The sequence below is a fragment of the Streptomyces sp. NPDC002671 genome (genome assembly GCF_053592475.1).
Map to the genome: position 1 here is coordinate 1 of NZ_JBSFVU010000018.1, position 23,743 is coordinate 23,743.

General features: G+C 68.4%; 26 protein-coding genes and 7 pseudogenes. 17 read left to right on the forward strand and 16 right to left on the reverse strand.

What is annotated here, in order from left to right; genetic code table 11:
• Positions 1-662: 662 nt before the first annotated feature.
• On the reverse strand, positions 663-1,034 hold the full coding sequence (locus ACWD35_RS26220; protein WP_451353750.1) for a hypothetical protein: 372 nt from the start codon (positions 1,032-1,034) through the stop codon (positions 663-665).
• A 1,017-nt stretch (positions 1,035-2,051) separates the two neighbouring features.
• Here ACWD35_RS26220 and ACWD35_RS26225 point away from each other — a divergent pair.
• Positions 2,052-2,294, forward strand: a complete 243-nt coding sequence (locus tag ACWD35_RS26225) for a hypothetical protein (RefSeq protein ID WP_451353751.1) — start codon at positions 2,052-2,054, stop codon at positions 2,292-2,294.
• Here the strand turns inward: ACWD35_RS26225 and ACWD35_RS26230 are convergent.
• The 8 genes and pseudogenes from ACWD35_RS26230 to ACWD35_RS26265 form a co-directional block, all read right to left on the reverse strand.
• A complete protein-coding gene (locus tag ACWD35_RS26230) occupies positions 2,194-2,700 on the reverse strand; it encodes a recombinase family protein (protein ID WP_451353752.1) in 507 nt (168 codons plus the stop codon). The genes ACWD35_RS26225 and ACWD35_RS26230 overlap by 101 nt on opposite strands.
• A 62-nt stretch (positions 2,701-2,762) precedes the next feature.
• Positions 2,763-3,239, reverse strand: a pseudogene (locus ACWD35_RS26235) (zinc finger domain-containing protein); the annotation flags it as partial.
• Positions 3,240-3,316: 77 nt separating this feature from the next.
• Entirely contained in the window at positions 3,317-3,742 is a 426-nt protein-coding gene (locus ACWD35_RS26240) for a DUF4267 domain-containing protein (RefSeq protein ID WP_451353753.1), read from the reverse strand.
• A 211-nt stretch (positions 3,743-3,953) separates the two neighbouring features.
• Positions 3,954-4,154: pseudogene (locus tag ACWD35_RS26245) on the reverse strand (DUF1772 domain-containing protein); the annotation flags it as partial.
• Positions 4,154-4,468 (reverse strand): annotated as a pseudogene (locus tag ACWD35_RS26250) (transposase); the annotation flags it as partial. The pseudogenes ACWD35_RS26245 and ACWD35_RS26250, both read right to left, overlap by 1 nt.
• 43 nt (positions 4,469-4,511) lie before the next feature.
• Positions 4,512-4,799 carry a VOC family protein gene (locus tag ACWD35_RS26255; RefSeq protein WP_451353754.1) on the reverse strand — a complete coding sequence of 96 codons (288 nt, stop codon included), beginning with the start codon at positions 4,797-4,799 and terminating at the stop codon, positions 4,512-4,514.
• A gap of 238 nt (positions 4,800-5,037) precedes the next feature.
• Positions 5,038-5,388, reverse strand: a complete 351-nt coding sequence (locus ACWD35_RS26260) for an antibiotic biosynthesis monooxygenase family protein (protein WP_451353755.1) — start codon at positions 5,386-5,388, stop codon at positions 5,038-5,040.
• A gap of 181 nt (positions 5,389-5,569) precedes the next feature.
• Complete coding sequence (locus ACWD35_RS26265) at positions 5,570-6,016, reverse strand: anthrone oxygenase family protein (protein ID WP_451353756.1); 447 nt, start codon at positions 6,014-6,016, stop codon at positions 5,570-5,572.
• Between the two features lie 90 nt (positions 6,017-6,106).
• Between ACWD35_RS26265 and ACWD35_RS26270 the strand changes: the two genes are divergently transcribed.
• Positions 6,107-6,685 (forward strand): TetR/AcrR family transcriptional regulator, encoded by a 579-nt coding sequence (locus tag ACWD35_RS26270; RefSeq protein ID WP_451353757.1) that lies wholly within the window; start codon positions 6,107-6,109, stop codon positions 6,683-6,685.
• A gap of 224 nt (positions 6,686-6,909) precedes the next feature.
• Here ACWD35_RS26270 and ACWD35_RS26275 read toward each other — a convergent pair.
• From ACWD35_RS26275 to ACWD35_RS26285, 3 genes and pseudogenes are all read right to left on the reverse strand, one after another.
• A pseudogene (locus ACWD35_RS26275) lies at positions 6,910-8,023 on the reverse strand (Tn3 family transposase); the annotation flags it as partial.
• A 19-nt stretch (positions 8,024-8,042) separates the two neighbouring features.
• Positions 8,043-8,183, reverse strand: a pseudogene (locus ACWD35_RS26280) (IS982 family transposase); the annotation flags it as partial.
• Positions 8,184-8,212: 29 nt separating this feature from the next.
• Positions 8,213-8,737 carry a MepB family protein gene (locus ACWD35_RS26285; protein ID WP_451353918.1) on the reverse strand — a complete coding sequence of 175 codons (525 nt, stop codon included), beginning with the start codon at positions 8,735-8,737 and terminating at the stop codon, positions 8,213-8,215.
• A 234-nt stretch (positions 8,738-8,971) separates the two neighbouring features.
• Between ACWD35_RS26285 and ACWD35_RS26290 the strand changes: the two genes are divergently transcribed.
• The 4 genes from ACWD35_RS26290 to ACWD35_RS26305 are packed head-to-tail and all read left to right on the forward strand — an operon-like array spanning position 8,972 to position 11,374.
• A complete protein-coding gene (locus ACWD35_RS26290) occupies positions 8,972-9,712 on the forward strand; it encodes an oxidoreductase (protein WP_451353919.1) in 741 nt (246 codons plus the stop codon).
• 18 nt (positions 9,713-9,730) lie between these two features.
• Complete coding sequence (locus tag ACWD35_RS26295) at positions 9,731-10,486, forward strand: SDR family oxidoreductase (RefSeq protein WP_451353758.1); 756 nt, start codon at positions 9,731-9,733, stop codon at positions 10,484-10,486.
• Positions 10,483-10,959: a hypothetical protein gene (locus ACWD35_RS26300; RefSeq protein ID WP_451353759.1), complete on the forward strand. Its 477-nt coding sequence runs from the start codon at positions 10,483-10,485 to the stop codon at positions 10,957-10,959. Before ACWD35_RS26295 ends, ACWD35_RS26300 begins: the two co-directional genes overlap by 4 nt.
• A 7-nt stretch (positions 10,960-10,966) precedes the next feature.
• On the forward strand, positions 10,967-11,374 hold the full coding sequence (locus tag ACWD35_RS26305; RefSeq protein WP_451353760.1) for a nuclear transport factor 2 family protein: 408 nt from the start codon (positions 10,967-10,969) through the stop codon (positions 11,372-11,374).
• A 368-nt stretch (positions 11,375-11,742) separates the two neighbouring features.
• Here ACWD35_RS26305 and ACWD35_RS26310 read toward each other — a convergent pair whose 3' ends face one another.
• Positions 11,743-12,840: a barstar family protein gene (locus tag ACWD35_RS26310; protein WP_451353761.1), complete on the reverse strand. Its 1,098-nt coding sequence runs from the start codon at positions 12,838-12,840 to the stop codon at positions 11,743-11,745.
• 134 nt (positions 12,841-12,974) lie between these two features.
• Here ACWD35_RS26310 and ACWD35_RS26315 point away from each other — a divergent pair, with 134 nt between their 5' ends.
• Complete coding sequence (locus ACWD35_RS26315) at positions 12,975-13,901, forward strand: hypothetical protein (protein ID WP_451353762.1); 927 nt, start codon at positions 12,975-12,977, stop codon at positions 13,899-13,901.
• Positions 13,902-13,989: 88 nt separating this feature from the next.
• On the opposite strand, the gene pdxR is transcribed toward ACWD35_RS26315, so the two are convergent.
• The gene (pdxR, locus tag ACWD35_RS26320; RefSeq protein WP_451353763.1) at positions 13,990-15,399 is read right to left on the reverse strand and encodes a MocR-like pyridoxine biosynthesis transcription factor PdxR; all 1,410 of its coding nucleotides are present in this window, start codon (positions 15,397-15,399) and stop codon (positions 13,990-13,992) included.
• A gap of 85 nt (positions 15,400-15,484) precedes the next feature.
• On the opposite strand from pdxR, the gene ACWD35_RS26325 reads away from it, so the two are divergent.
• The 4 genes and pseudogenes from ACWD35_RS26325 to ACWD35_RS26340 all read left to right on the forward strand — a co-directional run bounded on the left by ACWD35_RS26325 (position 15,485) and on the right by ACWD35_RS26340 (position 18,343).
• Entirely contained in the window at positions 15,485-16,240 is a 756-nt protein-coding gene (locus ACWD35_RS26325; RefSeq protein WP_451353764.1) for a metallophosphoesterase, read from the forward strand.
• Positions 16,241-16,696: 456 nt separating this feature from the next.
• Positions 16,697-16,819 (forward strand): annotated as a pseudogene (locus ACWD35_RS26330) (helix-turn-helix domain-containing protein); the annotation flags it as partial.
• Between the two features lie 338 nt (positions 16,820-17,157).
• Complete coding sequence (locus tag ACWD35_RS26335) at positions 17,158-17,808, forward strand: NAD(P)-dependent oxidoreductase (protein WP_451353765.1); 651 nt, start codon at positions 17,158-17,160, stop codon at positions 17,806-17,808.
• 298 nt (positions 17,809-18,106) lie between these two features.
• A complete protein-coding gene (locus tag ACWD35_RS26340; protein ID WP_451353766.1) occupies positions 18,107-18,343 on the forward strand; it encodes a hypothetical protein in 237 nt (78 codons plus the stop codon).
• 179 nt (positions 18,344-18,522) lie between these two features.
• Here ACWD35_RS26340 and ACWD35_RS26345 read toward each other — a convergent pair whose 3' ends face one another.
• Complete coding sequence (locus tag ACWD35_RS26345; RefSeq protein ID WP_451353920.1) at positions 18,523-19,131, reverse strand: transglycosylase SLT domain-containing protein; 609 nt, start codon at positions 19,129-19,131, stop codon at positions 18,523-18,525.
• A 598-nt stretch (positions 19,132-19,729) separates the two neighbouring features.
• Here ACWD35_RS26345 and ACWD35_RS26350 point away from each other — a divergent pair.
• The 5 genes from ACWD35_RS26350 to ACWD35_RS26370 all read left to right on the forward strand — a co-directional run bounded on the left by ACWD35_RS26350 (position 19,730) and on the right by ACWD35_RS26370 (position 22,412).
• The gene (locus ACWD35_RS26350; protein WP_451353767.1) at positions 19,730-20,164 is read left to right on the forward strand and encodes an SRPBCC domain-containing protein; all 435 of its coding nucleotides are present in this window, start codon (positions 19,730-19,732) and stop codon (positions 20,162-20,164) included.
• Positions 20,161-20,493 (forward strand): ArsR/SmtB family transcription factor, encoded by a 333-nt coding sequence (locus ACWD35_RS26355; RefSeq protein WP_451353768.1) that lies wholly within the window; start codon positions 20,161-20,163, stop codon positions 20,491-20,493. Before ACWD35_RS26350 ends, ACWD35_RS26355 begins: the two co-directional genes overlap by 4 nt.
• 365 nt (positions 20,494-20,858) lie before the next feature.
• Positions 20,859-21,032 carry a hypothetical protein gene (locus ACWD35_RS26360; protein WP_451353769.1) on the forward strand — a complete coding sequence of 58 codons (174 nt, stop codon included), beginning with the start codon at positions 20,859-20,861 and terminating at the stop codon, positions 21,030-21,032.
• Positions 21,033-21,085: 53 nt separating this feature from the next.
• Complete coding sequence (locus ACWD35_RS26365; RefSeq protein WP_451353770.1) at positions 21,086-21,898, forward strand: SDR family NAD(P)-dependent oxidoreductase; 813 nt, start codon at positions 21,086-21,088, stop codon at positions 21,896-21,898.
• A gap of 91 nt (positions 21,899-21,989) precedes the next feature.
• Positions 21,990-22,412: a VOC family protein gene (locus ACWD35_RS26370; RefSeq protein WP_451353771.1), complete on the forward strand. Its 423-nt coding sequence runs from the start codon at positions 21,990-21,992 to the stop codon at positions 22,410-22,412.
• Between the two features lie 125 nt (positions 22,413-22,537).
• On the opposite strand, the pseudogene ACWD35_RS26375 reads toward ACWD35_RS26370, so the two are convergent.
• Positions 22,538-22,695, reverse strand: a pseudogene (locus tag ACWD35_RS26375) (IS5/IS1182 family transposase); the annotation flags it as partial.
• Positions 22,696-22,875: 180 nt separating this feature from the next.
• Between ACWD35_RS26375 and ACWD35_RS26380 the strand changes: the two are divergent.
• On the forward strand, positions 22,876-23,373 hold the full coding sequence (locus ACWD35_RS26380; RefSeq protein ID WP_451353772.1) for a DUF1877 family protein: 498 nt from the start codon (positions 22,876-22,878) through the stop codon (positions 23,371-23,373).
• Positions 23,374-23,743 lie beyond the last annotated feature (370 nt).

The following is a 23,743-nucleotide window of genomic DNA, read 5'->3' on the forward strand; positions in this document are numbered from 1 at the left end:
CCTCACGGAACTCCGGATCGAACTTCCGTCGCTTCTCCGCCATGACTCCCAACTTCCCCTGCAGTCACGGTCTTCACGCTACGAGGGGAGGGACAGACCACCCAGTCGTCAGCCGGCGGTTGATCGTCCACGTGCTCCAGGACCAGTACCCGTTCGATGGGGTCGGTGCCAAGGAGCGCTGGCACGACGGGCGGGTCGACCCGGGACGCGAGCCGCAGCGCAGCCACCTCGCGGGTGTATCTCTCGGCTGCCTCTGGACCCTGGATGAGCTGCTTGACCACCACCGGTGTGCCGGACAGCTCCGTCCGCCATACCCGTGATCGTGGACTGCTGCCCAGCCTGCGAGCCCGGCGAGGCGAACCCAGCTCAGCCCGCAGTCCCTCCCCGAACGGCAGCCGTGACCACATGGCCTCATTCTTCCACGTGCGCGAACACCGTTGACAGCGAGTGGAGTTGGAAGAGGAGCCGACTCGCGCCCCGGTTCGGTGGGGCGTCCGATCGGCCCTGGTTCATGCGGCGGCCACCGCTTCTGGTCGTTCGACGAACCGGCCGCGTTCGAAGCGGGCGCCTGCCGGGACGAGGGCCCGGGCCCGGAGGTGGGGCGCGGTCACGGCGCGCCACCGGGCCTGGCACCTCGGACGATCAGTCGCCGCACATGGGCGTCAGGCCACGGATCTGGCCACGGCGACAGCCCAGGCGATGTACAGGACATTCACCACCAGCCGAGCCACCGCGCCGATCGGCCGCTCCAGCAGCCGGGGCCGGTCCGGCCGCGCACGTCGCAGCGCGTCCATGTGGGACACCTGGTAACAGGTGATCAGGATGGCGGCGGCCCAGCCCCCGACCGGCCTGCTGCACGGAACCAGCACCAGCGCACCCACCATGACCTCCGCCGCCCCGGTGGCGGCCACAAGAAGCCGCTTTCTGCGGAGCCATACGGGTACCAGCGTGCGGAAGTAGCCGGGAGCCAGAAAGTGCATGACCCCCGTGACGGCCAGGAAAACCGCCAAGGCGACGGCAGCGCTAGCGTGCATGGCGTGATGATCCGATCAAATCGCGCCTGGGAGCTTGAACAAATCGATTGCCACCTCGCCCTACATCGCGCTGTTCCCCGAGCTGCGGGCAGTCGCAGGGCGCCCGACACCGCTCGATCCGAGAGTTGTCCACGCCGTCCCCGTGTGTACGCGAGACTAGCCCTCGGAGACGCAGACAGCGGTTGCAGTAGTGCGGGTGTGTCAGCCAGCGCAGGCACGGTCCAGGCGATACCCAGTCCTACCGCGCAACCAGCCGGTGCCACCGCCACCCAGCGCGGGGCCCGACGTATACGCATTGCTCAGCCTCCACGTGTCCGGCCATGTCAGCGAAGCACCGACCAGCTCGCTAACGACACGGAGCAGCTCTCAGGTACGGCTGCATCAGCCTGAAGGCGTGCGGTTCATCCGCCTGCATCACGACACGTCGACGTGGTGGTGTCAGTTCTCGCCGACATTTCTCGACCGCGAGATCAACAACTGGTGTCCGAGCCAGCCGGCAAGTGCTGCCACATCGCGCCTACGCAGCCAGGGCGGGGAGGCGGAATCGACGGTCACAAGGACAACCGGACTGCCCGTTCGAAGGCGGCGGCACCTGAGAATGCGGGCTGCCGAAGTTGCTCTGGACGAGAGCGGGGATCCCGGCAACCGACGGCCGCGGACGGTGCCCCTCCCAGTTGTTCCGCCAGTTCTGGAGCAAGCCGTGCAGCTGGCAGACCTGGGCGGCCTCGCCGTGCAGGAAGTTGTTGTGTACGCCGCCTTCGGTGAACTGGCCCAGCTCATCGGCCGAGGCAAAGGTCGGCGCGCCGCAACCTGCTTCGTCGCGCGCTCACCGCCGCCCTCACCGCACCGGCGCTCGCCGCCCGGACCGACGTCGACCAGCCCCTCTCCCCCGCTACTCCCCAGGACCTGCCCGAGGTATTGGCGCGCCGGTGTTTGGCTCACTGGCGCACCCATGTGGGCCTCCCCGTGGCCGCGTCAGCGCAGCAAGTCGTAGCTCACCGCTTAGGATCCGTGCCCGTGTCAGAGATCCCCGATGAGTTGATCAAGCTGGAACGATCCGCCGAGGTAGAACGCGCGAAACTCGCGGGCCTCACCGGAGACGAGTACGAGGCTCAGTGGCGCCGCTGGCGCCGGGCGTCCGAGGCTGTGCAGGCGGCCATCACCGCGCACGCCGCAGCGACCGAATCCAGCCGGCACGAGGTGGAGCAGGCCGTGAAGAAGGCCCTGAGGAATTCCCAAGAGGACCCGGCCGTCGAGTAGCGCATCGACAGCCGGGGACGACTTCAGGTCTCCCTTGGCCGAGTCGCTCCCAGTGACGGGCCGGCTGCCGCAGGACGGCGTCGGCGCCCTCGAACACGACCGCCAGGCGCGGCAGGGCGTCGGGGCCTGCAGTGCTCGCGGCGCTGGGGGCCTGGCCCTTGCGCTTGCCGGTGGGGATGATCAGGTCGGGCTGGCTCTGCTCGACCGACTCGCCGTTCGTGCGGCGCCGCAGCACGGTGCGCAGCATGTCGTCGGTGATGACGGGTGGCCGACTGCCGTGCTTGCCCTTACGGGCCGCCGCGTCGAGTCCTTCGAGGGTCGACTCCCGGATGTTCTCCCGCTCGGTCTCCGCCATCGCCGCGAAGAACGCGAACAGCAGTCGGCCCGGCCCGCTTGGGTCGTACATCCCAGGTGGTCGGCGAGCGCGGTGAGTTCGGCGGCGTCGCGGCCCAGGCGCTTCATCTCGTACGCGGTGAAGATGACCCGGCAGTGCGGGGCGTGGGCCTTGATCTGGCGAGCGAGTGCGAGCGCGGCCTCGAACTGGGGGCGGACCCGAACGCGGGTACTGATCTTCTCGGAGAACACCTTGTCGCGCGGGATGCCGTGCTTGGCGAGCGCCTCGAGCTGGGACTGGAGTTCCTGAGTGAGCGTCGAGCACCTCGCGTACCCGATGCGGATGTCGGCGGTCGGGGTGTCCGGCGCGAGGGCGAGCGGGACGGAGATGCCAGGCCGCCACGGCTGTCCGGGCCCGCGATTGGCGGGCGTCGGCACGCGCAGGAGCTTGGCGAGCCGGGGCACCTTGGTGAAGCAGCCGGTGTGGTAGGTGCCGGCGACCGCACCGGAGCGCGAGCGGCACGGCGAGCCGGGCTCGGCCCGGCAGCGCGGGCAGAGGTGGCGCTCGACGTCGTCGGCGTCGTTCGGGGACGCTTCTTGAGGGACCGTCATGCCTCCGGATGCTGTCGTGCGCCTCGCCTTTCCCTGCCGGCACTGACAGGCGAATACCGACACGCGCCAAGGTGGCGTTAGGCGGGCTGCGGGGCGGGCGTTGCCGGAGCGGTTGCGACCTTGCGGGTCTCGCGCATGATCAGCAGGCCGTTGACCACCATCAGTGTCGCGGTCAGGCAGTGGACGCCGAGCGCGGTGGCCACGGAGCCGTGGTGGGCCAGCACGGTGGCCATGTCGCCGTACGCGGCGAGGGCCTCCACCAGCAGCACCCAGCCCAGCGCCCGGCGGTGGCCCGTCACCAGCAGGATGCCCAGGACCAGGGCCAGCACGACGTCGCGGATTCCCTTGATGATCAGGAAGCCGTCACCGTCGCCGGACGGCCAGCTCGGCAGGCCGAAGCCCGGCGCCGTCGTCTCCGGGCTCAGGATGAATTCCGTCCCGAACCAGAGGATGAAGAGGATGAAGGCGGCGACCAGGACGGTGTTGATCTTCTTCAGCGACATTGTTCTTCTCCTTGCGAGTCTTCGTCAGCTTGGTGAGCTTCGTGGAGGCTGCATTCCCGGATGTCGGGATTTCGCGCCACCGGCGCGGCGTCGGCCCGCGGGGTCAGTAATCCGAAGCCCTGTCGGGCTCACCCCGACGGGGCGAAAGCCGTCGACATGCAGGGGTGAACCAGCCAGTGCATGTCGGGGCGGCTTTGGTATCAGGCGAGGGGGCGACCGGCTGGGCGGAGGCGGCGATGAGGACGGCGACGCGGACGTAGTGGAGGCCGCCCCAGCGGTTCATCTGCTGCTTCCAGCCGGCGGGCCGTTTGCCAGGGGTCGACGTCTTGCCCCGGTTGTCGATCGGGACCAGCAGCAGGATCGACATGATCACGCTGAGGATCAGCAGCGCGCCGGCGGTCACGATGAGGCCGGGATGAACTGGTCGCTGGAGCGCCCGTTACGCCCGTGGACGTGACAGAAGAGCCGCTCTGCCGAGCACGGCGCGTCCGAGCGCAGCCACGGTGACACGTCGACGGCCAGGACCAGCCGGCCGTCCGGAGAGCGCGGCAGTGGCAGCCCGGCCAGCAGCACACGCAGCCGGTTGACGTCGATGCAGCCCCGGTTGAGATCGCCGTACGGCCCGCCGTGCCCCCGTCGGTGTTCGGGCAGCAGCGTCAGGTCGACCGGTGACGTCACCGGACTGTCCGCGCACATCACCGCGTCGGTCGCGACTACGAACGCGATCCCTCCACCAGCGAAGCCATGATCCGCTGAGCCGCCGTCGGCCTCACGACCCGGCGCCGCCCGGGGTGAGGATTTCCATCAGATGTCCGTCGGGGTCGTGGAAGTAGGTGCCCCTGCGGCCTTTGGTGTGCTTACTGTGATAAATCTGCCCAATTTCTTGGCATGCGGGATCGCCGTAGTGGGTGATTCCGCCGTGCTGGATGCGGGCGAGGGCGGCGCCGAACTCCTGCTCGCTGACCATGAACGCGTAGTGGTGTGGCTCGAAGTCGTCCAGCTGGTCGTAGTCCAGGCTGACCTGGTTGGCCAGCGTGACCGGCGTGAAGTGCGCCACCGGCGGATCGACTCTCAGGCCGAGGATTTCGGCCAGGAACCGCGCCGAGGCTTACGGGTCACGGGCGGGGACGATGGTGTGATTCAGTTCCACGGTCATAGTGACTCCTCTTCAGGGACGGGCTACGCGTGGTGGGGTGCTCGGCGGCCTTGGCGACCCGGCATGGTGCATGGATGCGTGACTGCCCGGGGGAGGGCAGGGCTTCTCCGGCTGCCCTCCCCCGGCTACAGCTGCCGTGTCATACGTCGATCTGCTCGAAGATGTGCGGGTACGACACGATGTCGTCAGGGAACTCGGCCGCCATGCGCTGGAACTCCGGGCTGCCGAACGCCGTGGCGAGAGCCTCGGTCGACTCCCAGACCGCGACGTTCATCAGAAGCTGGCTGTCCGCCGTTCCCTTGTGCATCTGCAGGGAGACGAATCCCGGCTGAGCCTTCATGAACTCCGCCTGCCTCCGAAAGAGGGCCAGGAACACTTCAGCCCTCTCCTTCGGGACGAAGAAGGTGTTGGCCAGGACGATGGGCCCGGTCTTCTCCTTGAACTGCGCAAACATCGGCGTAATCGGGTCCAGGCTCTGCAGCTTGGCCATTCTCGGCACTTCCTCTCGCTATCGGTCAGTGGGTGTCGCTGGCGCCCGCGTCCTGGGGATACCAGCGGAGTTCGAGGGTGTTGGTGTTCGGGTCCCGGATGTGCATGGAGGTGGCGGTGCCGCACTTCGGGCGCAGGGCCGAGCGGTTGCGGCTGACGACCGGGCGGGCGAGCCCGCGGGCTCAGGTGAGAGCGGCGACCAGCAGGGCGAAGGCGGCGATGAGGACGGCGACGCGGACGTAGTGGAGGCGGTCCCAGCGGTTCAGCTGCTGCTTCCAGTCGGCGGGCCGGTTGTCAGGGGTCCACGTCTTGTTCCGGTTGTTGATCGGGACGAGCAGCAGAAGCGACATGATCACGCTGAGCATCAGCAGCGCGCCGGCGGTGACGACGAGGCCGGTGCCGTGGTGGTGCCATCCGGCGATGGCCCAGACGGCGGTAAGGGCGAGCGAAGTGAGGTACCAGACCGGCATCACGGCGCCGAGCATCCGGCCCCCGTGGGCGTGGCCGAGTTGGCCACTGTCCTCCGGGAGGGCGTTGAGGATCGGGTTGATGACGAAGGCGACGGAGAACTCCACCCCCACCATCAGGCCGACCCCCACGGTGGTGACGACCTCGAGTGCGCTGAGCATGATGCCCCCCTGACATCTAGTGTTGCTAGCTGATGAGGCAACGCTAGTACTGCTGCCGCTCACTTGTCTAGCGGTGCTAGAATTCGAGGCATGTCGGTACAGGAACGCAAGCAGCGCGAACGGGCGGTCCGCGAGCGCCTCATCGTGGCGACAGCCCGCGAACTCGCCGAGCAGCAGGGCTGGGACGCAGTCACCACCCGCCGGCTCGCCGAGCGCATCGAGTACAGCCAGCCCGTCCTCTACAGCCACTTCCGCGGCAAGCGCGAGATCATCGGCGCCGTCGCCCTCCAGGGCGCCACGGAGATGGCCGCGGCGGTGCGGGCCGCGACCGCCGCCGCGGACGGCCCGCGCGCCCGGGTCACCGCCCTCGCGCGCGCCTACCTCGACTTCGCCGAACGCAACCCGGCGGTCTACGACGCCATCTTCCAGCTCGACGGCGGTCTGGCGTACGCACAGGAGGACACCCCGGAACCTCTCAAGGACGCCTTCGCCGCGCTGCTGGAGTGCCTCGGCGAGGTCGCCGGGGACGGCGTCGACCCGGGGCTGTTCACCGAGGTGTTCTGGGCGTCCCTGCACGGGGTGGCGACCCTGACCCGGTCGGGACGGCTGCCGCCGGAGTACACCGAGCCGAGGGTGGAGCTGCTGGTGGACCGGCTCGCCATGGTCTGACACACCATCCCGGCGGGCACGCAGCCGGGGCCTTCCGGCCCCGGCTGCGTGCCTGCGGCAACGCTTCCGATCACTCGCGACCACACGGCGCAGCCGCAGATCGCCGGGCCCCGTACCCCAGACGGGCACCCGCCCCGGAAGCTGCGATGCTCATTGATCACGACCCGATACGCGCCCTAACGCCGCGTCATTCGCCGGTGCCCTCGTCGTCCTCGTCGAGGTGACACGACCATCTGCCCAATACCCGCGACCTGGTCATTTACTGCGTTCAGCCAAGTGATGCCGCGCTTGAAGTGGTAGTACTTCGGGGACGGCCCGGCGTGGATGGTCCGCTTCGGGACAACGAACCGCAGCCCGTCGGCCGAGGCCAGCAGGCCCTCGCCCCAGAACTTCACGATCGGCACCTTCGCCTGCGCCTCGATCAGCTTCGCGTTCGCCGCGGCGATGGTGTCCACCCGCAGGTAGTACTGATCGACGTGGACCAGCCGGGCCCGCGTGAGCGCCTCGTCCTCGGCGTCGATGACCGGCGTGTACCCGATGTTGCACGCCTCGCTCACGAGCAGCGCGACCAGCGAGGTCTTGATGTCCTCCATGCGCGTCCGGCCCTCGCCCAGGTGCACGAAGGCGTCCAGGAACCCGGTCCAGGAGTCGACCTCGAACAGCAGGTCTGGCAGGTCGATCTTCGGGAGCATCTTCGCGGTGGGCTGGCGCAGCCACTTCAATGAGGCGCTCTCGCCGAGTGCGCCGAGCCGGTCCACGTTCAGCTTCAACCTGCCGTTGGGCTGGATCTCGAAGCTGAGCTTCGCGTCCTGCCCGGCCTTTGAGATGCTCCTCGACCGGCTCGTTCAAGCTCAGGCCCGCCAGGGTGTCCTCGCGCACCGCTTCCCATGCCTTGCCATCCAGCAGCCGCGCCCGCGGGTCGGACCACCGGTTCGACGGTGACGCGAACACGTCCCGACACTGAAGTGCGCGATAGAGCTGTTCCAGCACGCAGACCACGTACGCGTCGCGGTCCACCGCCCCGGCTGGGAGGTCCGCGTTGTTGAACACCTCCCGCCGCCAGGCCGGCGGGACCAGCTTGCTGTCGATCTCCCTGGGCAGCAGCGGCTTGTCCTTCACCCGGCGCCCGCCCGACGCGGCCCCGAGCGCCGTCGACTCCCCGAGCAGGGTCAGGAACGGACGCACCGTGTTGTACCGGGAGGCCAGCAGCGCGCGGACCGCCGCCTCGGCCGCGTCGTCCTCGGGCGGTACCAGTTCCTCCACCGTCGCCGCGGCGGCGTTGACCTCCTCGCGAGGGGCGACGGACTCCACCGCCCGCCACAGCGCGGCCACGTCTAGACGAGTCATTCCGATGTGATCAGTGGTCGTAGGCGATCAGGGATCGCATGACAGGCTGCCGGGTCTTGTGGTTGTGCCAGACCGCTGCGGCCAGCGCGAGGACGCGCTGGGCGACGCGCACGGCAACGCCCTCGAAGGTCCGACCGCCGTGCTGTTCCAGGTCGCCGGACGCCATCGCGCAGCGGGCACCTATGGGTGGTAGAGGGCGTGGGCGAGAGTCAGGTCGGCAAGCCCGTCCTGACCGAGGTTGAAGAAGTAGTTCACCTGCCATGCCTGCGTGCTACGGGCCTGCCGGTTGGTCGTGGTCACCCACGGCGGGTAGACGCGGAATCCGCGCTTCCCGCCGGAGCCGTTACAGGAGACGATGTTGCGCTCGTACAACACCTCGCACGGGAACACGAACTGTCCGAAGCCGTCGTCGTCGCAGCTGCTGATGACGAAGAGGTCCACTCCGTCGTCGGCGTCGAAGGGCCGGATCGGCCCCTCTTCAGACCGCTGCCACACGGTGACGAACTGGCCCACTTTCGCCGGGGTAGTCTTGGCCACGCGGAACCGAACCGAGCGGTCATCGAGTGTGAACGCGCAAGCCGCGTACTCGGCACTCTCCGGTTCGGTCACCGGCAGCGAGCAGACGAAACCGCTCGGGTCGTACACCAATGCCTTAGCTGCCAGCAGGTCACCGTGAAACCCCGTCCACGGCTGATTCGAAACCATGCCGTCATCCTGCCATCGCACCTGTGCGCACTGCTTTGGCCCCTCATGCCGCCAGCCGCGCACCGCCACCCTCAAACCCGAGGTACATCCTCCGGACAGAGCCCAGGCGAGTCGTTCCGAACGCTGACGGTGTGTCCGGGAACGCGGACGGGGCATCCAAGATCGATCTGTGATGAATGACCTGGACGCCCCGGGGCCATCTCGCACCCCGACCTGTGCAAGGGAGCACTCCCGCTGTCGGCCTCCGCGGTCGACCCGCAGCAGCGCAGCGTCACCCCGACCGGCCGCAAGCCCACGGTCACGCCGCGCGCAATGACCACGGCCGAGATCCGTCAGACGATCGCCGACTACGCCACCGCCGCCCGCAACGCCATCGCTGCCGGGTTCGACGGCGTTCAGATCCTGGCCAACTACCTTTACCTGCCAGCCCAGTTCCTCAATAAGGCCATCAATCAGCGCACCGACGCCTACGGCGGCTCCGTCGAGAACCGGGCCCGGCTGACCCTGGAGATCGCCGAGGCGGTGGCTGCAGCTGTCGGCCCGGAACGGACCGGAGTCAAGCTCGGCCCGATGCACGAGACCGGCCAGTTCGAGGCCAACGACGAGACCCTGCCGACCGCCGAGTACGTCATCTCCCACCTGAACGGCCTGTCACACCTGCTGGTGATGGGCGCCACGCACGACCTGACCGCGACCCCGCTCGACGGACTGGGCGGCGACGGCATGTTCGCCCACTTCCGGCCACTGTTCGACGGCACGCTCATCGCCAACGTCGAGCTGGACGCCGAGCGGGCCGCCCACCTGGTCGAATCAGGGCTTGCCGACGTGGTCGCCTTCGGCCGCCCGTTCATCGCCAACCCCGACCTGCCCGCCCGGCTCGCCACCGGAGCCCCGCTCGCCGACATCGACTGGACCACCGTCTACGCCTCCGGTGCGCGCGGATACACCGACTACCCGGCCCTGGCCGCCGTCTGAGACCCCGAGGAGCACCTCATGAAGCTCACCGGAAACACCATCCTGATCACCGGCGGCGGCAGTGGCATCGGCCGCGGCCTGGCCGAGGCCCTGCACCGCCTCGGCAACACCGTTATCATCGCCGGCCGTCGATGCGACGTCCTGGACCAAGTCGCAGCCGCCAACCCCGGCATGGAGGCGGTCGAGCTCGACATCGCCGACCCGGACAGCATCACCAAGGCCGCCGAACAGGTCCTGGCCGCCCACCCCGGCCTCAACGTCCTGCTCAACAACGCCGGCATCATGCTGCCCGACGACGCCGCCTCCCCCCTGGACGAGGCCACAACGACCGCGCAGGTGACCACCAACCTGCTCGGCACCATGCGCACCACCTCGGCCTTCACCGAGCACCTCAAGAGGCAGCCCGACGCCACGATCGTCTACAACACCTCCGCGCTCGCCTTCACGCCGCTCGCGCCGTTCGCCGTCTACTCCGCCACCAAAGCCGCCCTGCACTCCTATGCCCTGTCCCAGCGGTTCCTGCTGCGTGACGCCGGGGTCAAGGTCCAGGAGATCGTGCCGCCGTGGGTGGCCACCGGCCTGGGCGGCCTCGATGGCGAGGGGCAGGCGATGCCGCTCGAGGACTTCATCGCCCAGGCCATCGAGGAGCTTGCCACCGACAGCGAGGAGATCGTCGTCGAGCAGGCCCGGGCCTACCGAGACAACGCCGGACCGGGCGAGCACGCCTACGTCACCGAGTCGAACACCTACATGGCCACCCTGCTCCAGGGGTGAACGACTCGCGTCCGCACCGGCCCAGCGGCTGCCGCACCGGCCGGCCGACCGTGCACAGCCCGGAGTGGAACACGACCAGCCACGGTCAGGAGAACAAGCCCGGACCGGGCACCGACGGGCGCCTGGCCGTGGGAGAACGCGTGATCGCCTGCGTCATCCCCTTCGGCCCGCACGGCGGCGCCTACGCCGAGCAACTGGTCGTCCACCAGGCATCGGTGGTACCGGCTCCCGCGAAGGCCACCTTTCCCGAGGCTGCCACGCTGCTGCTCAACGCGATCACCGCGCGGCTGTCCCTCGACGCGCAGGCGCTCGGGGCGGTCGCCGACGGCGGAGCACTGTTCAGTCTCAAGAGCTGGACCGGCCCGGCCGCACGGCGCCAGACAACGTCCGCCACGACGGCCCCGCGCCCGCCCCTGCCGCCTGGCGACGCCCCAGCATCCGCACCATCCGTCCCCACATCGAACAGTAGGTGACCAACCCATGAGCACCACCGAAGACAGGAACAAGGCCATCGTCCGCGAGGCTTTCGACACCCTGTTCAACCAGCGGGACTACGCTGCCGCCGAACGCTTCTGGTCCCCCGACCACATCCAGCACAGCGCCCATATCGCTCCCGGCCGGGACGGCCTGTTCAACCTGGTCAAAAGCCTCCCGGCGGAGCTGAAGCACGAGTGGGAGCTGATCATGGCGGAACGGGACATGGTCATGGTGCGCGGGCGTTTCACGGGCCACGGGCAGCCCGCCCCATGGATCGCCGTCGACTTCCTCCGCATCGAAGACGGCGTTCTGATGGAGCACTGGGACGTGATCGAAGAGGAAGTCTCCTGGGAGCAGTCCGTGAGCGGCTTGCCGATGTACGGCGACGCCTTCCCCGAGGAACGCGGGTAGGGCTGCGTCTTCGAGGGTGAGTTGCCGGATGGCTTCCTTCGCCGCCTCTCCCCACACTGTTCACCTGCGCTGCGCGCGATCCTCGCCGACGAGGTCGGGATCCGCCGCGGCGCCAGCGGACCGCCCGAACTCTTCCCGCAGCCGGCATCCCGTCAGAGCCTTCTCGACCTCCGCGGCTTCCCCGCCGTCCTGGCCGAGCACTGGACAGCCCCGTTCAACGAGCTCGACGCCCCGGCCCGCGCGCCGCGCCGGGCAGCAAGGCAGCTCAGCCGTGGTTGGCAAGGCCGGCCGGGACGCGTTCAAGTCCGATGCGGCGGGAAGGGCGGGCACGGGGCGGAGTGACTGCTCCGGCGTGGCGAACGCTGATTTCACGTGAAGGTGACGCGCATCCCGCCCTCGGCCAGGACTTCGAGCACCAGGGCGACCAGGTCGCACGGTTCACCCTCCGGTGTCAGGACGTGGGACAGGTGCTCGCGCGCGGTCGCGGCGTCCCGCCAGAGCAGCGTTGCGGGGGCGGTGTAGCCGAAGTTGCCGCGCAGACAGTCCACGAGGGCGTCCACGCATCCGCCCAAGTAGCCGCCCGGCCCGTTGACGGCCTCACCGAGCGCCAGAAACAGGCCCGGTTCATCGGTGATGTGCCGTCCGTCCAGCCCGTACACGTGTCCGGCCGGTCGGCCCTGGTGCTTGAGCCGGCACCCCCGCTCGCGGACCAGTTCGAGCCACGCCTCGCGCTGCCGGGTATCCAGGCCGGCCCAGACGCCGGGGGCCTCCGGCGGGCCGGCGAGCCAACGGTCCCAGACGGGACGGGCATATCCAGGTACGGGTCTGTGGAGCTCCCCGTCGAGTTCCAGGTCGATCAGATCCGGCCCGTGGGAGGACGGGCGCCACGCACGAACCCAGGGCCGCAGCAGCCGGTCGGTGAGCGGCTCGCCGTTGTCGTCCCGTATCTCCAGCCGGGCCTCGTCCAGGTCCAGCGCGCGCCGGGTGCCCGTCGCCAGCGCCCGTCGCAGCCGATCACCCGGGGCGAGGCCCCGCAGGACGAGCGGGGGCGTGGCCCGCTCTTCGGGCAGCACACGCGCGAACTCCCGGCACGAGCCCAGCCAGCGGTACCCGTCGTGCAGACGGACCGGAGCCCGGTATCCCTCCGGCGGGCCCATGTAGTCGTCCATGCCGGTGAGCACGAGAGCATCCGTTCGAGGGTGCTGCCCGAGGCTTTCCGCGTCCTCCAGCAGCCAGGCGTCGAGCGTGTTGTCTTCCGGTGCCAGCCACACCCGGCTGCCGACCCAGCCGCGCACCTCGGCTCCGTCCGGAACCCAACCGAACAGTTCGTACGTCCCGCGCCTGGGTTCCCTGAAGAGTCCGTCTACCTCGGCACAGACTCCCCAGACGTGGCCGTGCTCCGGCTCCGTCAGCGCGAACCGTCCCTGCCTGCGATGGCCCCTGCCTTCATGCACGGAGGGAATCATGCCTGGACCAGGAGCAGACCGCGAAGCCCGGGCCGCTCGGCAACGGCGGATGCGCACCTTGCGCAGGGTCGGAAAGGGCGTACTGAGTAGGAGAACTCATGTGCGTCAGGACGCGGGCTGGCAGGCTCCGCGGCATGACAAGTGGCAGAGGGGCGCTGACGGCCCTGCATCTCTTCCTGGTCTGGGCGACGATGGCGGCCTCGATGCCGGCGCTCGGCTTCGAGTTGGTGGTGACGGCCTGGGGCGGCAGTGCCGGGGCGGCAGTGCCGGTCCTCGCGTGGGGCGTGCCGCTGATAGTGGGCCTGCTGGCCATAGCGGGCATACCGGCGAGAGGCGTGGTGCCACTGTGCGGCTCGGTGCGCCGGCTGCTCGGTTGGGCGGCCCTGGTCTTCGTCCTCGGCACGCTCGGCGTCCTGGCGGGCCTGGCCGCTTACGGCGGGCACGTCGACCTGGGGAGCTCCAGCACGCGGGTCGCGCTGACGGGGGTGCCGTACGCCGTCGCCGCGGCGTTCTTCGTGCCGAGCCGGTGGGTACGGCTGGGGGCGGTGGCCGCGCTGGCGGCCGGCGTCGTCTACGGGGGCTTCATCGGCCCGGCGCAGGCGCAGCAGCGCCGGCACACGGCGGAGATCGCGCGCTACCGGGAGCATCCGGAACTGCTGTATCTGGGCGCTGCGCCGCCTGGAATGCGGGTATCCCGTGCCGTGGTCGGGCCCGCCTACTTCAGCGTCGAATACCACCCCGTCCGGGAGGGCTACGAGTCGGGGTACGTGGGCCTCGTGGTGCGTTCGCCCCTCACGCAGACCCCACGATGCCCAGAGCCCGTGGAGAAGGGTCTGACCTGCACGGTGGACGTGCACGGCGAGATGCGCATGATCCGCCGCCTCCCCGGCGGCACCCGCGACATCACCCTCACCAGCCACCACCACGACGCGGAGGTTGAAGTCACCAGCCGGTCCCTCGGCGAACCCGGCCTGCGCCACCTCCTGAACACGCTGCACCCGCTGTCGAACACGGAGCTGGAAACGCTGATGCAGGAAAAGATGATCGCCCAGGGCTACTGAGCCGTGCCCGCCGCGGCGCGGGAACCGCGAGGGCGTGGTGGAGAAGGCGAACCAACGCCGTAAGCGGTGAGCGCAGTTGACGTGTTCGTCACTTCGGGCTGGTCACCAGCTTCAGGAGCGTCCCGAACAGTGCGTCAAGAGCGGGCCGGTAGGCGTGTTCGGGCGGGGCTGCGAAGCCGATGAGCAGACCTGCCGGGCGTCCGTGGGGATCGATGTGGAGTTCGGACAGGCCACGCAGGGCAAGTCCCTGCCGGGCGCAGCGCGAGAGGATCTCAACTTCAGGCGGCCAGTCGGCGGGGAGAGTCAAGAGGGTGTGCAGACCGGCGGGGACGCCGTGGGCGGTCAGTCCCGTGACACCGGACACGCGGGCCAGGAGCAGTTCGCGTCGTCGGCGGTAGCGCAGGCGGGTGGCACGGACGTGGCGGTCGTACGCGTGATTGGTAATCAGATCCGCGAGGACGAGCTGGGAGAGGCTCTCGGTGTAGAGATCGGCTTGCTGCTTGGCTTCGACCAGCGGCTTCACCAGCTGGGGCGGTAGAGCCATCCAGGCCAGGCGCAGAGCTGGGCCGAGGGCCTTGGAGACGGTGCCGCAGTAGACGGTCCGGTCGGGAGCGATGCCCTGGAGGGCGCCGACGGGTTGGCGGTCGTAGCGGTACTCGCCGTCGTAGTCGTCCTCGATGACCAGCCCGCCGGTGGTGCGTGCCCAGGCGCCGACGGCCTGACGTCGGCTGGGATGGAGAGGCACACCGGTCGGGTACTGATGCGAGGGCGTGAGGAGCACGGCGTCGACCTCGTGCGTCAGCGCGTCCATGCAGGCGCCGTGGGCGTCGACGGGCATGGGCAAGGTGGCAAGTCCGGCGCGTTGGACAACGGCGCGGAAGATGTTGTGACTCGGATCCTCGACGGCTACCGTCCTGGCGCCGCTCCCGGCCAGAACGCTGCTGAGCAGGCTCAGACCCTGGTAGTAACCGGAGGTGATGACGATGCGGTCGGGGCTCGTGACCACACCGCGGGTGCGGCCCAGGTAGTCGGCGACTGCGGCACGCAGTTCGATCCGGCCTTGCGGGTCTCCGGCGCCGAGCACCACCGAACGCGCGTCCGCAACCACCCGGCGTGTCGCCGTGAGCCAGGCTCGGGCGGGGAAGGCGCTGACATCGGGAAGCCCTGGTCGCAGGTCATGGCGAGGACCCGCCGGTATCGATGTGGCTGGTGGGGAGGTAACGGTCTCCGGCGGTATGTCCGCCACGGTGGTGCCCGACCCGGGCCGGGTGGTCAGGTAGCCCTCTTCGACCAGTTGGTCGTAGGCAGCGGTCACCGTGCCACGGGACAGTCCGAGCTCGGTAGCCAGTCCCCTGGTGGAGGGCAGGCGCGTCCCTGCGGCCAGGCGCCCCTGGCGGATCGCGTCGCGCAGCGCCGACTCCAGAGCCGAACGGCGACCTTTCGAGGCGTCGAGACTGAGGTGCAGGGCGACGCGCGAACCGGACCAGGATTTCTGCACGGAACTGGATCTTACTCCTGGGCCAGTGTCTCCATAGCCTCAAGCCCAAGTGATCAACAGTCCGACAGCGACAGGACGTACCTCGATGATCGTGATAGCCCATCTCAGTGACACCCACATCGACAGTGAGCCGCGCAGCATCGAGCGCACCCGGGCTGTCATGAGCTACCTGGAGGACCTGCCCTACGACCTGGACGCGGTCCTGGTGACGGGAGATATCACCGATCACGGTCTGCCGGCCGAGTACGAGCAGGCCCGTCGGCTCTTCTCCTCGCGGCACCCGGTGATGCTCTGTCCCGGTAACCACGACAGGCGTGATTCCTTCCGCACTCACCTCCTGGCGCAGGCGAGTTCGACAACTCCGGTCAACCAGGTGCATCGGAGCGCTGACGTGGTCATCGCGATGTGCGACTCATCAGTGCCGTGCAAGGACGAGGGTTTCCTCTCGGACGAAACCCTGGCGTGGCTCGAGGACGTTTTGGCGCGGACCTCCGACCGGACGCCCGTGCTGATCGGCTTCCACCACCCGCCGACGCTGTTGCACGTCCCGTTCATCGACGGCATCCGCCAGTTCGGTGCGGAGCGGCTCGCGGCCCTCGCTGACCGTCACCGCAATATCGCAGCGTTCCTCTGCGGCCATGCCCACACAGCCGCGGCGACCGTCTTCGCCGGACGCCCATTGCTGATGGCCCCTGGAGTCGTCTCCACTCTCCGTCTTCCCTGGGAACACCGCGCACACCCACAGGACCATGTCTACCTGGACCATCTACCTGCACTCGCTTTCCACGTCCTCGACGAGACGGGGCGGTTGACCACGCACTTCCGTCACGTCCGTGTGTGAACGCGCGACGCCTGCGAGGGGCTTCGTCGCCCCGCTGCTTGCTCGCCAGAGGGATGGAACTGCCATGACCGGGTTGACTCCCCTGCTCGAACGCAAACAGCAGTTCGTCCGTGACTACACGCCTGTCGCGCTAGGCATGCCCACCGCGCAGATGATCGTCGTCACCTGCATCGCCAACTCCTAGTTCCTGCGCCAGGCCGCGCAGGCAACCAGCGCCGAGGAGGCAGTGCTGAGGGCGTCCGAGGTGGCCGAGCCCGACAGGACGGTCCGGGAGGATGTCGAACGCCTGCTCGCCAGCAGCGTCATCGGCCAACCCGTCAGCCAGAAACGGAAGGCTCGTCAGCGTCCGGGCGGGTGCACCGGCAGGTACTGGTACTCCTACCGAAACCCCGCCGACTGCATCGCCCTACCCGACGATCGCTCGGCCCGTGTGGCCGCCGCACCGCCCGGGCGAGCGGCTCGCAGCGCGGGCTGCCCCTGGAGGACCAGATCCTGTTGGTGGCCGCATACTGGCGGACGAACCTGACGCTGCGGCAGCTCGCCCCACTCTTCGGTGTTTCCAAGTCTGCAGCGACACGCGAAATGCGAGCCGACAGCGGGTCGAGTCGGCCCCGCCCCGGCCACACAGGTTCGCTCGGCAACTGACGCCGCATCCCCTTGCTCGACCAGCGTGCCCCCAGCCGGCCAGCCCCTGCGGCTTTGTGCGGTGCGGCGACCATGTGGGCGGGGGCCGCCGCTCGCCGATGGAACCACGAGGTCGTGGTGCTCAACTGGCCAACCACAGCGGTCTGGGGTTGTTACCAATGCCGCACTTGACTTGCCCCGACATGACCGAAAAAGCCGCTATGCCGAGTTCGCAATGAGGTATCCCGCTAGGCTCCCAATCCTGAGATGATCAATCGGGACTGGAGAATCACTTGTCCAAGATTGCCCTGTTCGGCGCCACCGGCACTATCGGAACCCGCATTCTGAACGAGGCGCTTCGCCGCGGTCACCAGGTCACAGCTGTCGTACGCGACCCTGCGAAGATCACCCTGACTGACCCCAACCTGGACGTGGTCACCGGTGACGTCCTGGACCCTGAATTCGTCGCCTCCGTAGCCAAGGGGCGGGACGTCGTAGTCAGTGCGGTCGGCGGAGGCGGCGGGCCGGGCCACCTCGCCACCATCCGGCCCAGCGCCGAGTCCCTGGTCGCCGGGCTGAGCACACTGGGGAGCGCAGCACCCCGGCTCATCGCGGTCGGCGGCGCCGGTTCCCTGCGCAAGGCGGACGGCAAGCTGGTCTGGGACGCCGAGGGCCTGCCGGAGTTCCTGCTCCAGATCATGCACGCCCACGGGGACGCCCTCGACTTCTACCGCACGGTCAGCGACGTGAGGTGGACGTGTCTCAGCCCCGCCGCAACGATCGAGCCGGGCGAGCGCACAGGCACCTACCGCATCGCCCTGGACGACCTGGTCGTCGACGCCGACGGCGACAGCCGCATCTCCGCCGAGGACTACGCAGTTGCCCTGCTCGATGAGGTCGAATTGCAGCAGCACATCGGCGAGCGCTTCACTGTCGGCTACTGACCTCTCACTCAACGCGGGCAGCCCATGAGCTAGGGCGTAGCAGGCGGCAGCAGCGTCACAGGGTCGCACTCCCTGGCTTCGTCGGTATCGGGCGAGAACGGTTGATGCCGAGTTCAGGCGGTCGGTGCCGACGTGGCCCGGGAAGCCGGCCGAGCAACGACGCAGGTCGATCACCGTACGGAGCTTGCCGCTCGCCACGGTGCACGCGGACTCCCCCGGCGCGCGTCTCGACGGCCAGGGACAGCAGCCCCTCCGCGTTCGCCGCACTATGCAGAACTGCAGAGCACGGCGCAATGTCGTGACGGACCACCGCGTCAGCCCCTGCGAGGTGGTGAATGCCGGCCGCGTCGTACGACGCCGGTTCCAGAAGGGCGGCGGCCAGATCGGCGACGTGCACCGGGCAGCGGATGTCGTCGGTGAACAGGACGCCGTCGAGTTCGTGCAGGGCGGGTTGTCGCCGACGATCAGCGGCGTACGGGCGACAACGGCCTGCGGATGCGGCAGCCGTCAATCCCAGCCGCGCTCCCGTTCTTGACCCGTCGGCCGCTGCGGCTGCGACTGCGGTCCGCCGGCGAAGCCATCCGTGGTGCGGCCGGGCCTGGACCGGCGGCCCGAGATCGCGCACACCGCGCATGACCGGCCGGCCAAGTTCCACCTCGCCGCAGCCGCCTGTGGGCCGACCGCCGTGATTGACCCCTGCCCTGAAGAGTCTGGTCAGTAGGCGGAGTTGACGTTGTCGATGGAGCCGTAGCGGTGGGCGGCGTAGTTGGCGGCAGCAGTGATGTTGGCGACCGGGTCGGTGACGCGGTGCGCGGTGCCGGCGACGTGGTAGGCGTTGAAGGTGGGGTCGATGACCTGGAGCAGGCCCTTGGAGGGGGTGCCCTGCTTGGCGTTGACGTCCCAGTTGTTCTGGGCGCTGGGGTTGCCGCCGGACTCGCGCATGATGTTGCGCTTGAGGCCCTCATAGCTGCCGGGGATGCCCTTGGCCTTCATGATCTGCAGGGACTGCTTGATCCAGCCGTCGAGGTTGTTGCCAGTGCCGCTCTTGGACGCGGCGGTGGTACGGCTGTCGTTGCTGGAGGCCGTGACCGCGGAGGCATGCGCCTGCGTCGCCTCGGCGGCCTGCGCGCTGGTCGGCATCAGGGTGAGGGCGGCGGCTGCGGCGCCCATGGTCGCGATACCGGTCAGACCGAGGCGGGCGATGCGGGTGCGGTTGGTCATGGCCATGCGAAAGCAACTCTCCGTAGGGGACGTCGTCGGTGCCGCCGCTGTCGTTCGCGGCGGCGTCGGCCACCCGCGGACGCGGGCAGAGCCTTGAGGGATTCGCTCGGTCCGGTCTTCCGGCTCGCAGCGACGACAGCCATGATTAGCGGCGGTCGAGACGGGACGCAACGATGTGACCTACTACCCATCTACGGAGAAAAGTCCGAAATGGGTGGATTTGAGGACTTGGGTGCATTTCAGGCGCACCTGGCTCTACGACCCTCGCTAGGATGTGACCTCGCTCGCATGGCCAGCGTCACGCCCCCAGAGGACCGGAGGCCCACTCCGGGCCCAGCCGACGGAGCCAATGGGGCGCCTCCCCCAGCCTCGAGCGCCCCGCACATCGGCATGCCCGCGGCAGCTTTCACGGGGCGCGATCTCTTGGACGAGGCGACCCGAGCCAGTACACGGCGGCCGGAGAACAGCGCCGAATGGTCCCCGAGCAGGGGGCACGGTCGGGACAGGCCAGGTTGGGGCAGCGGCGCTCGCATCGGGTTCCCGCAGCCCCTGCAGCAGCTCGGCCACGGCGTGTGGGTCGCCGAGGAAGGCATGGGACACCCCCGTTACGCAACAAGAGGTTGCACGTCTCTGATGCCCGTGGCACAGTAATGCGCAACGGATGGTTGCTCATTGGAGGTCTGGAGTGGAGTTCGGAAAGTTGGAGCGCGAGATCCGCATCGACGCGGCCCCGGAGATCGTGTTCGATGTGGTGAGTCGTCCCGAGCACATCAAGATGTGGTGGTCCGATGACGCCTCGCTTGAGCCTGCGCCAGGCGAAGTCGGCGAGCTGGTGTGGGGCGACCGCGCTGAAGTTGCCCCGATCAGGGTGGTCGACGTAGACCCGCCCCGCAGGTTCACGTTCCGATGGGTCGCTCCCGATGGTCAGCTGCCCGATGCAGACAATTCTCTCCTGGTCACCTTCGAGCTTGAGCCCTCCGGTGACGGCACGATTCTGCGCCTGACCGAGAGCGGCTGGCGGGAGAAGGGGTGGGAAGCCGCGGTGCTCGAGGAGGCCTTCCACGACCACGAGCGCGGCTGGGACATGTTCCTGCCCAGACTGCAGAGCTACGCCCCTTCCGTGGTGGCACGATGATCGTCGACGACGAGCTGTGGTCGGCGATCGGCGACCCGATCAGGCGCCGCCTGCTCGACCTGCTGCTCGCGGAAGGTGTCGGTACGCCGACCAGCCTGAGCGATCGTCTCCCGATCTCGCGCCAAGCCGTCACCAAGCACCTGGGCGTCCTCGATCGCGCAGGCCTCGTGCACGCGACACCGATAGGTCGCGAGCGGCGCTACGAAGTTGATGAGGCGCAGCTGTCGCGCGCGGTCCGGCAGCTGAATGAAGTCGGCAAGACCTGGGATGCACGCCTGAACCGCATCAAGCGCATCGCAGAACAAATCCAGCGTCAGCACCACGACTGACCGACAGGTTGCCGGAATAGAGCCCTGGCGATCTCCGTGGTCGCCTCCGGTCTCCTCATGTCGACCGCTTCGGGTGAGCCGCTGGGCCCGCTGGTCGGCCAGGTACTGGGCCGGCGCGGCTCGTTCACAGCGGTCGCCGTGCTCAGCGTGGTTGCACTGATTGCCATGCTGATGCTGATCCGTCCGTGCCCAGCACCGGCGGCGGCGCGGGCAGCCAGGCCAAGTATGCGTTCGCGCCGTGGGTGCTCATCGCAATCGTCGATCGTCGGCGCCAGTGGCGTAGCGGCCTCCCTGCTGGTGCTCTTCCTTGTCGGCACGACCGCCGTGCTCGTGGCGCCGGCGCTCCTGGCTTCGACTTGTTCGCCATGGGCATGGCGCCCCCGATGCAGTACCGCGTGGTAAGCCTGGCCGGCCCGGGTGGACAGCCGGCGTCCTCGCTGCCCGCCTCGGTGATCTCCATACCGGTCGCCCGGGCCGCCACCTTCCTGAAGCCTCCGGTAATCGTGGACGCGACAGAGCCCGCAGCGGCGACGGTGTGACCACCGAGCCTGCGTAATCATCCGGAAGAATCAATCACCTTTGGAGGACACGTATGAGTGGATTACTGCTTGGCGACAAGAACGCTGTGATCTATGGAGGCGGGGGCGCTATCGGCGGCGCCATCGCACGGGTATTCGCCCGGGAAGGCGCGAGGGTCTTCATCGCCGGGCGGACGCAGGCGAAGCTCGACATCGTGGCGCGTGATATCGCCGCCATGGGCGGAACAGTCGAGACCGCGCAAGTTGACGTTCTCGATCAACAGGCGGTCGAAAAGCACGCGGATGCGATCGCGGCAACGGCCGGCAGCATCGACATCGCCCTCAACGCCGTGAGTGTCATGCACGACCAGGGGACTTTGCTGGCGGACCTCTCGCTGGAGGAGTTCATGCGGCCGATCGACGGCTTTCTGCGGACGCTGTTCATCACAAGCAAGGCTGTGGCGCGGTACATGGGTCGCGAGCGTCCTGGCGTCATCCTGACTCTGTCCGAGCCGGGTTCCAAACTGGCTGTGGGCGGCATCTTGGGGCACAGCGTGAGCGCAGCCGGCAAGGAGGCCTTCTCGCGGGTTCTGGCCGCGGAGCTGGCACCCAACAACATCCGGGTGATCGGCATCCGTCCACACGCTGTCGTCGATGCGCCGGCAGCGGGTTCCTACACCAAGGACCTCTTCAAGCAAACCGCGGCAGCGGCCGGGCAGTCGGTCCAGGAATTGCTCGAAGGCGGGGCGATGGCGCAGGGGACGCTTCTGAAGAGGCTCCCTACACTCTCTGAAATCGCAGAGACGGCCGCGTTCCTGGCTTCAGATCGAGCCGGAGCCATGACGGGAGCAATCGCCAATCTGTCCGGCGGCGCACTTGTCGACTGAGTTTCGGTTTTGAGGTGTAGACAAGCGCATCACAGAACTGATTTAGCGTCAGCAACAGGACTGACCAACATGTTGCCGGAGGAAATCTCTGGTGACTTCCTCTACCGATGTCGGCACCCTGTCGACGCCGCACTACAAGAAACGGAGTTTGATCGGAATGCCCACGATGCCCGCTGGGAGCATACTGCTCGGGAGTACACGAGCGATGGAGTTGCGTGAGTGGTACCTCAAGGTGCTCGCACCCGACCACACCGGAGATGGCCCGATCGTTCTCGGGGGGTTCATGCTGGTCATCGATCAGCGTGACGACCTCAGCGACGTCAACCCCGAACCTGGCCGATCGATCCTCAACTTCCACGTCGACGACTTCGCCGCGTTCGAAACACAGCTGGACGCTGCGGGCGTGGAATGGGTCGCGCGCGCCACCGACCGACCGGCCGGAAGGTTCGCCACATTCAAAGACCCGGACGGCAACTACCTGCAGATCATTCAGTTTGTGCAGCCCGTCCACTAACCGGTTGTCGCGGAGGGCCGGAGCACGCACCTGCAGTTTCTCGGCCCTCCGCGACCCTGTACATGCACCGATCGTCGCCAGGACACCCCGGTCGCCCCGCACGGCGTAGGAACGGTCTCGGACGCTGGTGCCAGCCGACGCATGGTCAGGTTCGTGCGGCAGTACACCGCGACCATCAGCACCCGCTCGGCCAATGGCGACGGCCACTGCCACCCCCGCGGGGTACCGTCGCCGCCTCGCTCCCTCACGACTTCAACAGGCGCGCGAACTGCGTCACCTGCAGCCCCGTGAACGTCTTTACCTACACCCGGTCTGCCCGTAACACCCCGGCCATGCAACGAAGACGCCGACTGGACGATCTTCATGGCGGGCCGGCGACGGGACGTCTCGCCGTCAGTGCCGTCGAGTAAGTTCTGTCCGTTCGGCTCGACAGGCGGGCCGCCGAACTGGGGGACTCGTCGCGGTGAGCATCCACCTACACCTTCGCGCCGTCACGGAATCCGAGATCCGGGACGACCACACCTGGCTTGCGGCGTTCATGTGGGAGGCTTGGGAGAACCACCCCGACGAGTACGCGGCAGGTATCGCCGACTCGATCGACAAGGTCTGGAGCTCCGTCAATGACCTCTATGCGGGAGCCGATTCCCTCGATGCAGACGCCGACGAGCCCTGGACGCTGCCGATTTACGGCGGCCGCCCCGTGGCACACAGCGCTGACGCCGACCCCTCCAACCCGCCCCTGATGATTCTGGAACCGCCTGGGGTGTCGCAGGCCGCCGACTTCCTCGCGACTGTCTCTTTCGACGAGCTCTGGAACGTTGCCGGTGCCAAGCTCCGCGGCCACGGCTGGGAAGAGGCGCAGGCCAGGCAGGAGTTCCTCGACCATCACAGGGACCTTCAAGGGTTCTACGGGCGGGCGGCTTCAGCAGGCCACGCCGTGGTCAAAGCGGTGTGGGCCTGAGACGCGGTCACGTACCGGTTACAGCCATTCGCTGATGGCGGCGACCAACACGACCGCTTGACGGGCGACCGCCTCGGGAGCGCACTGACGACAGCCCATGACGCCAGCCGCGGCAGCGAGCGTGTTTCGCGCGCAATGGGCTGCGGCAGCAGTCAGGACACCGTCGCACTGTCCACACCGACCGGACCTCTCCATACCGCGCTGCCTACGACAAGCAGCGACGCGAAAGCCATCTGCGCTTCGCCCGCCGGGTCGTCGAACAGCACGCCGCCCGGCGGCCACCGCGACCGGACTGGCTGGTCCAGTACGGCCTGAACAGGGCCAACAGCGACGCCGTCCACACCGGCGACTGCTGCGCGGCGGCCAAGAG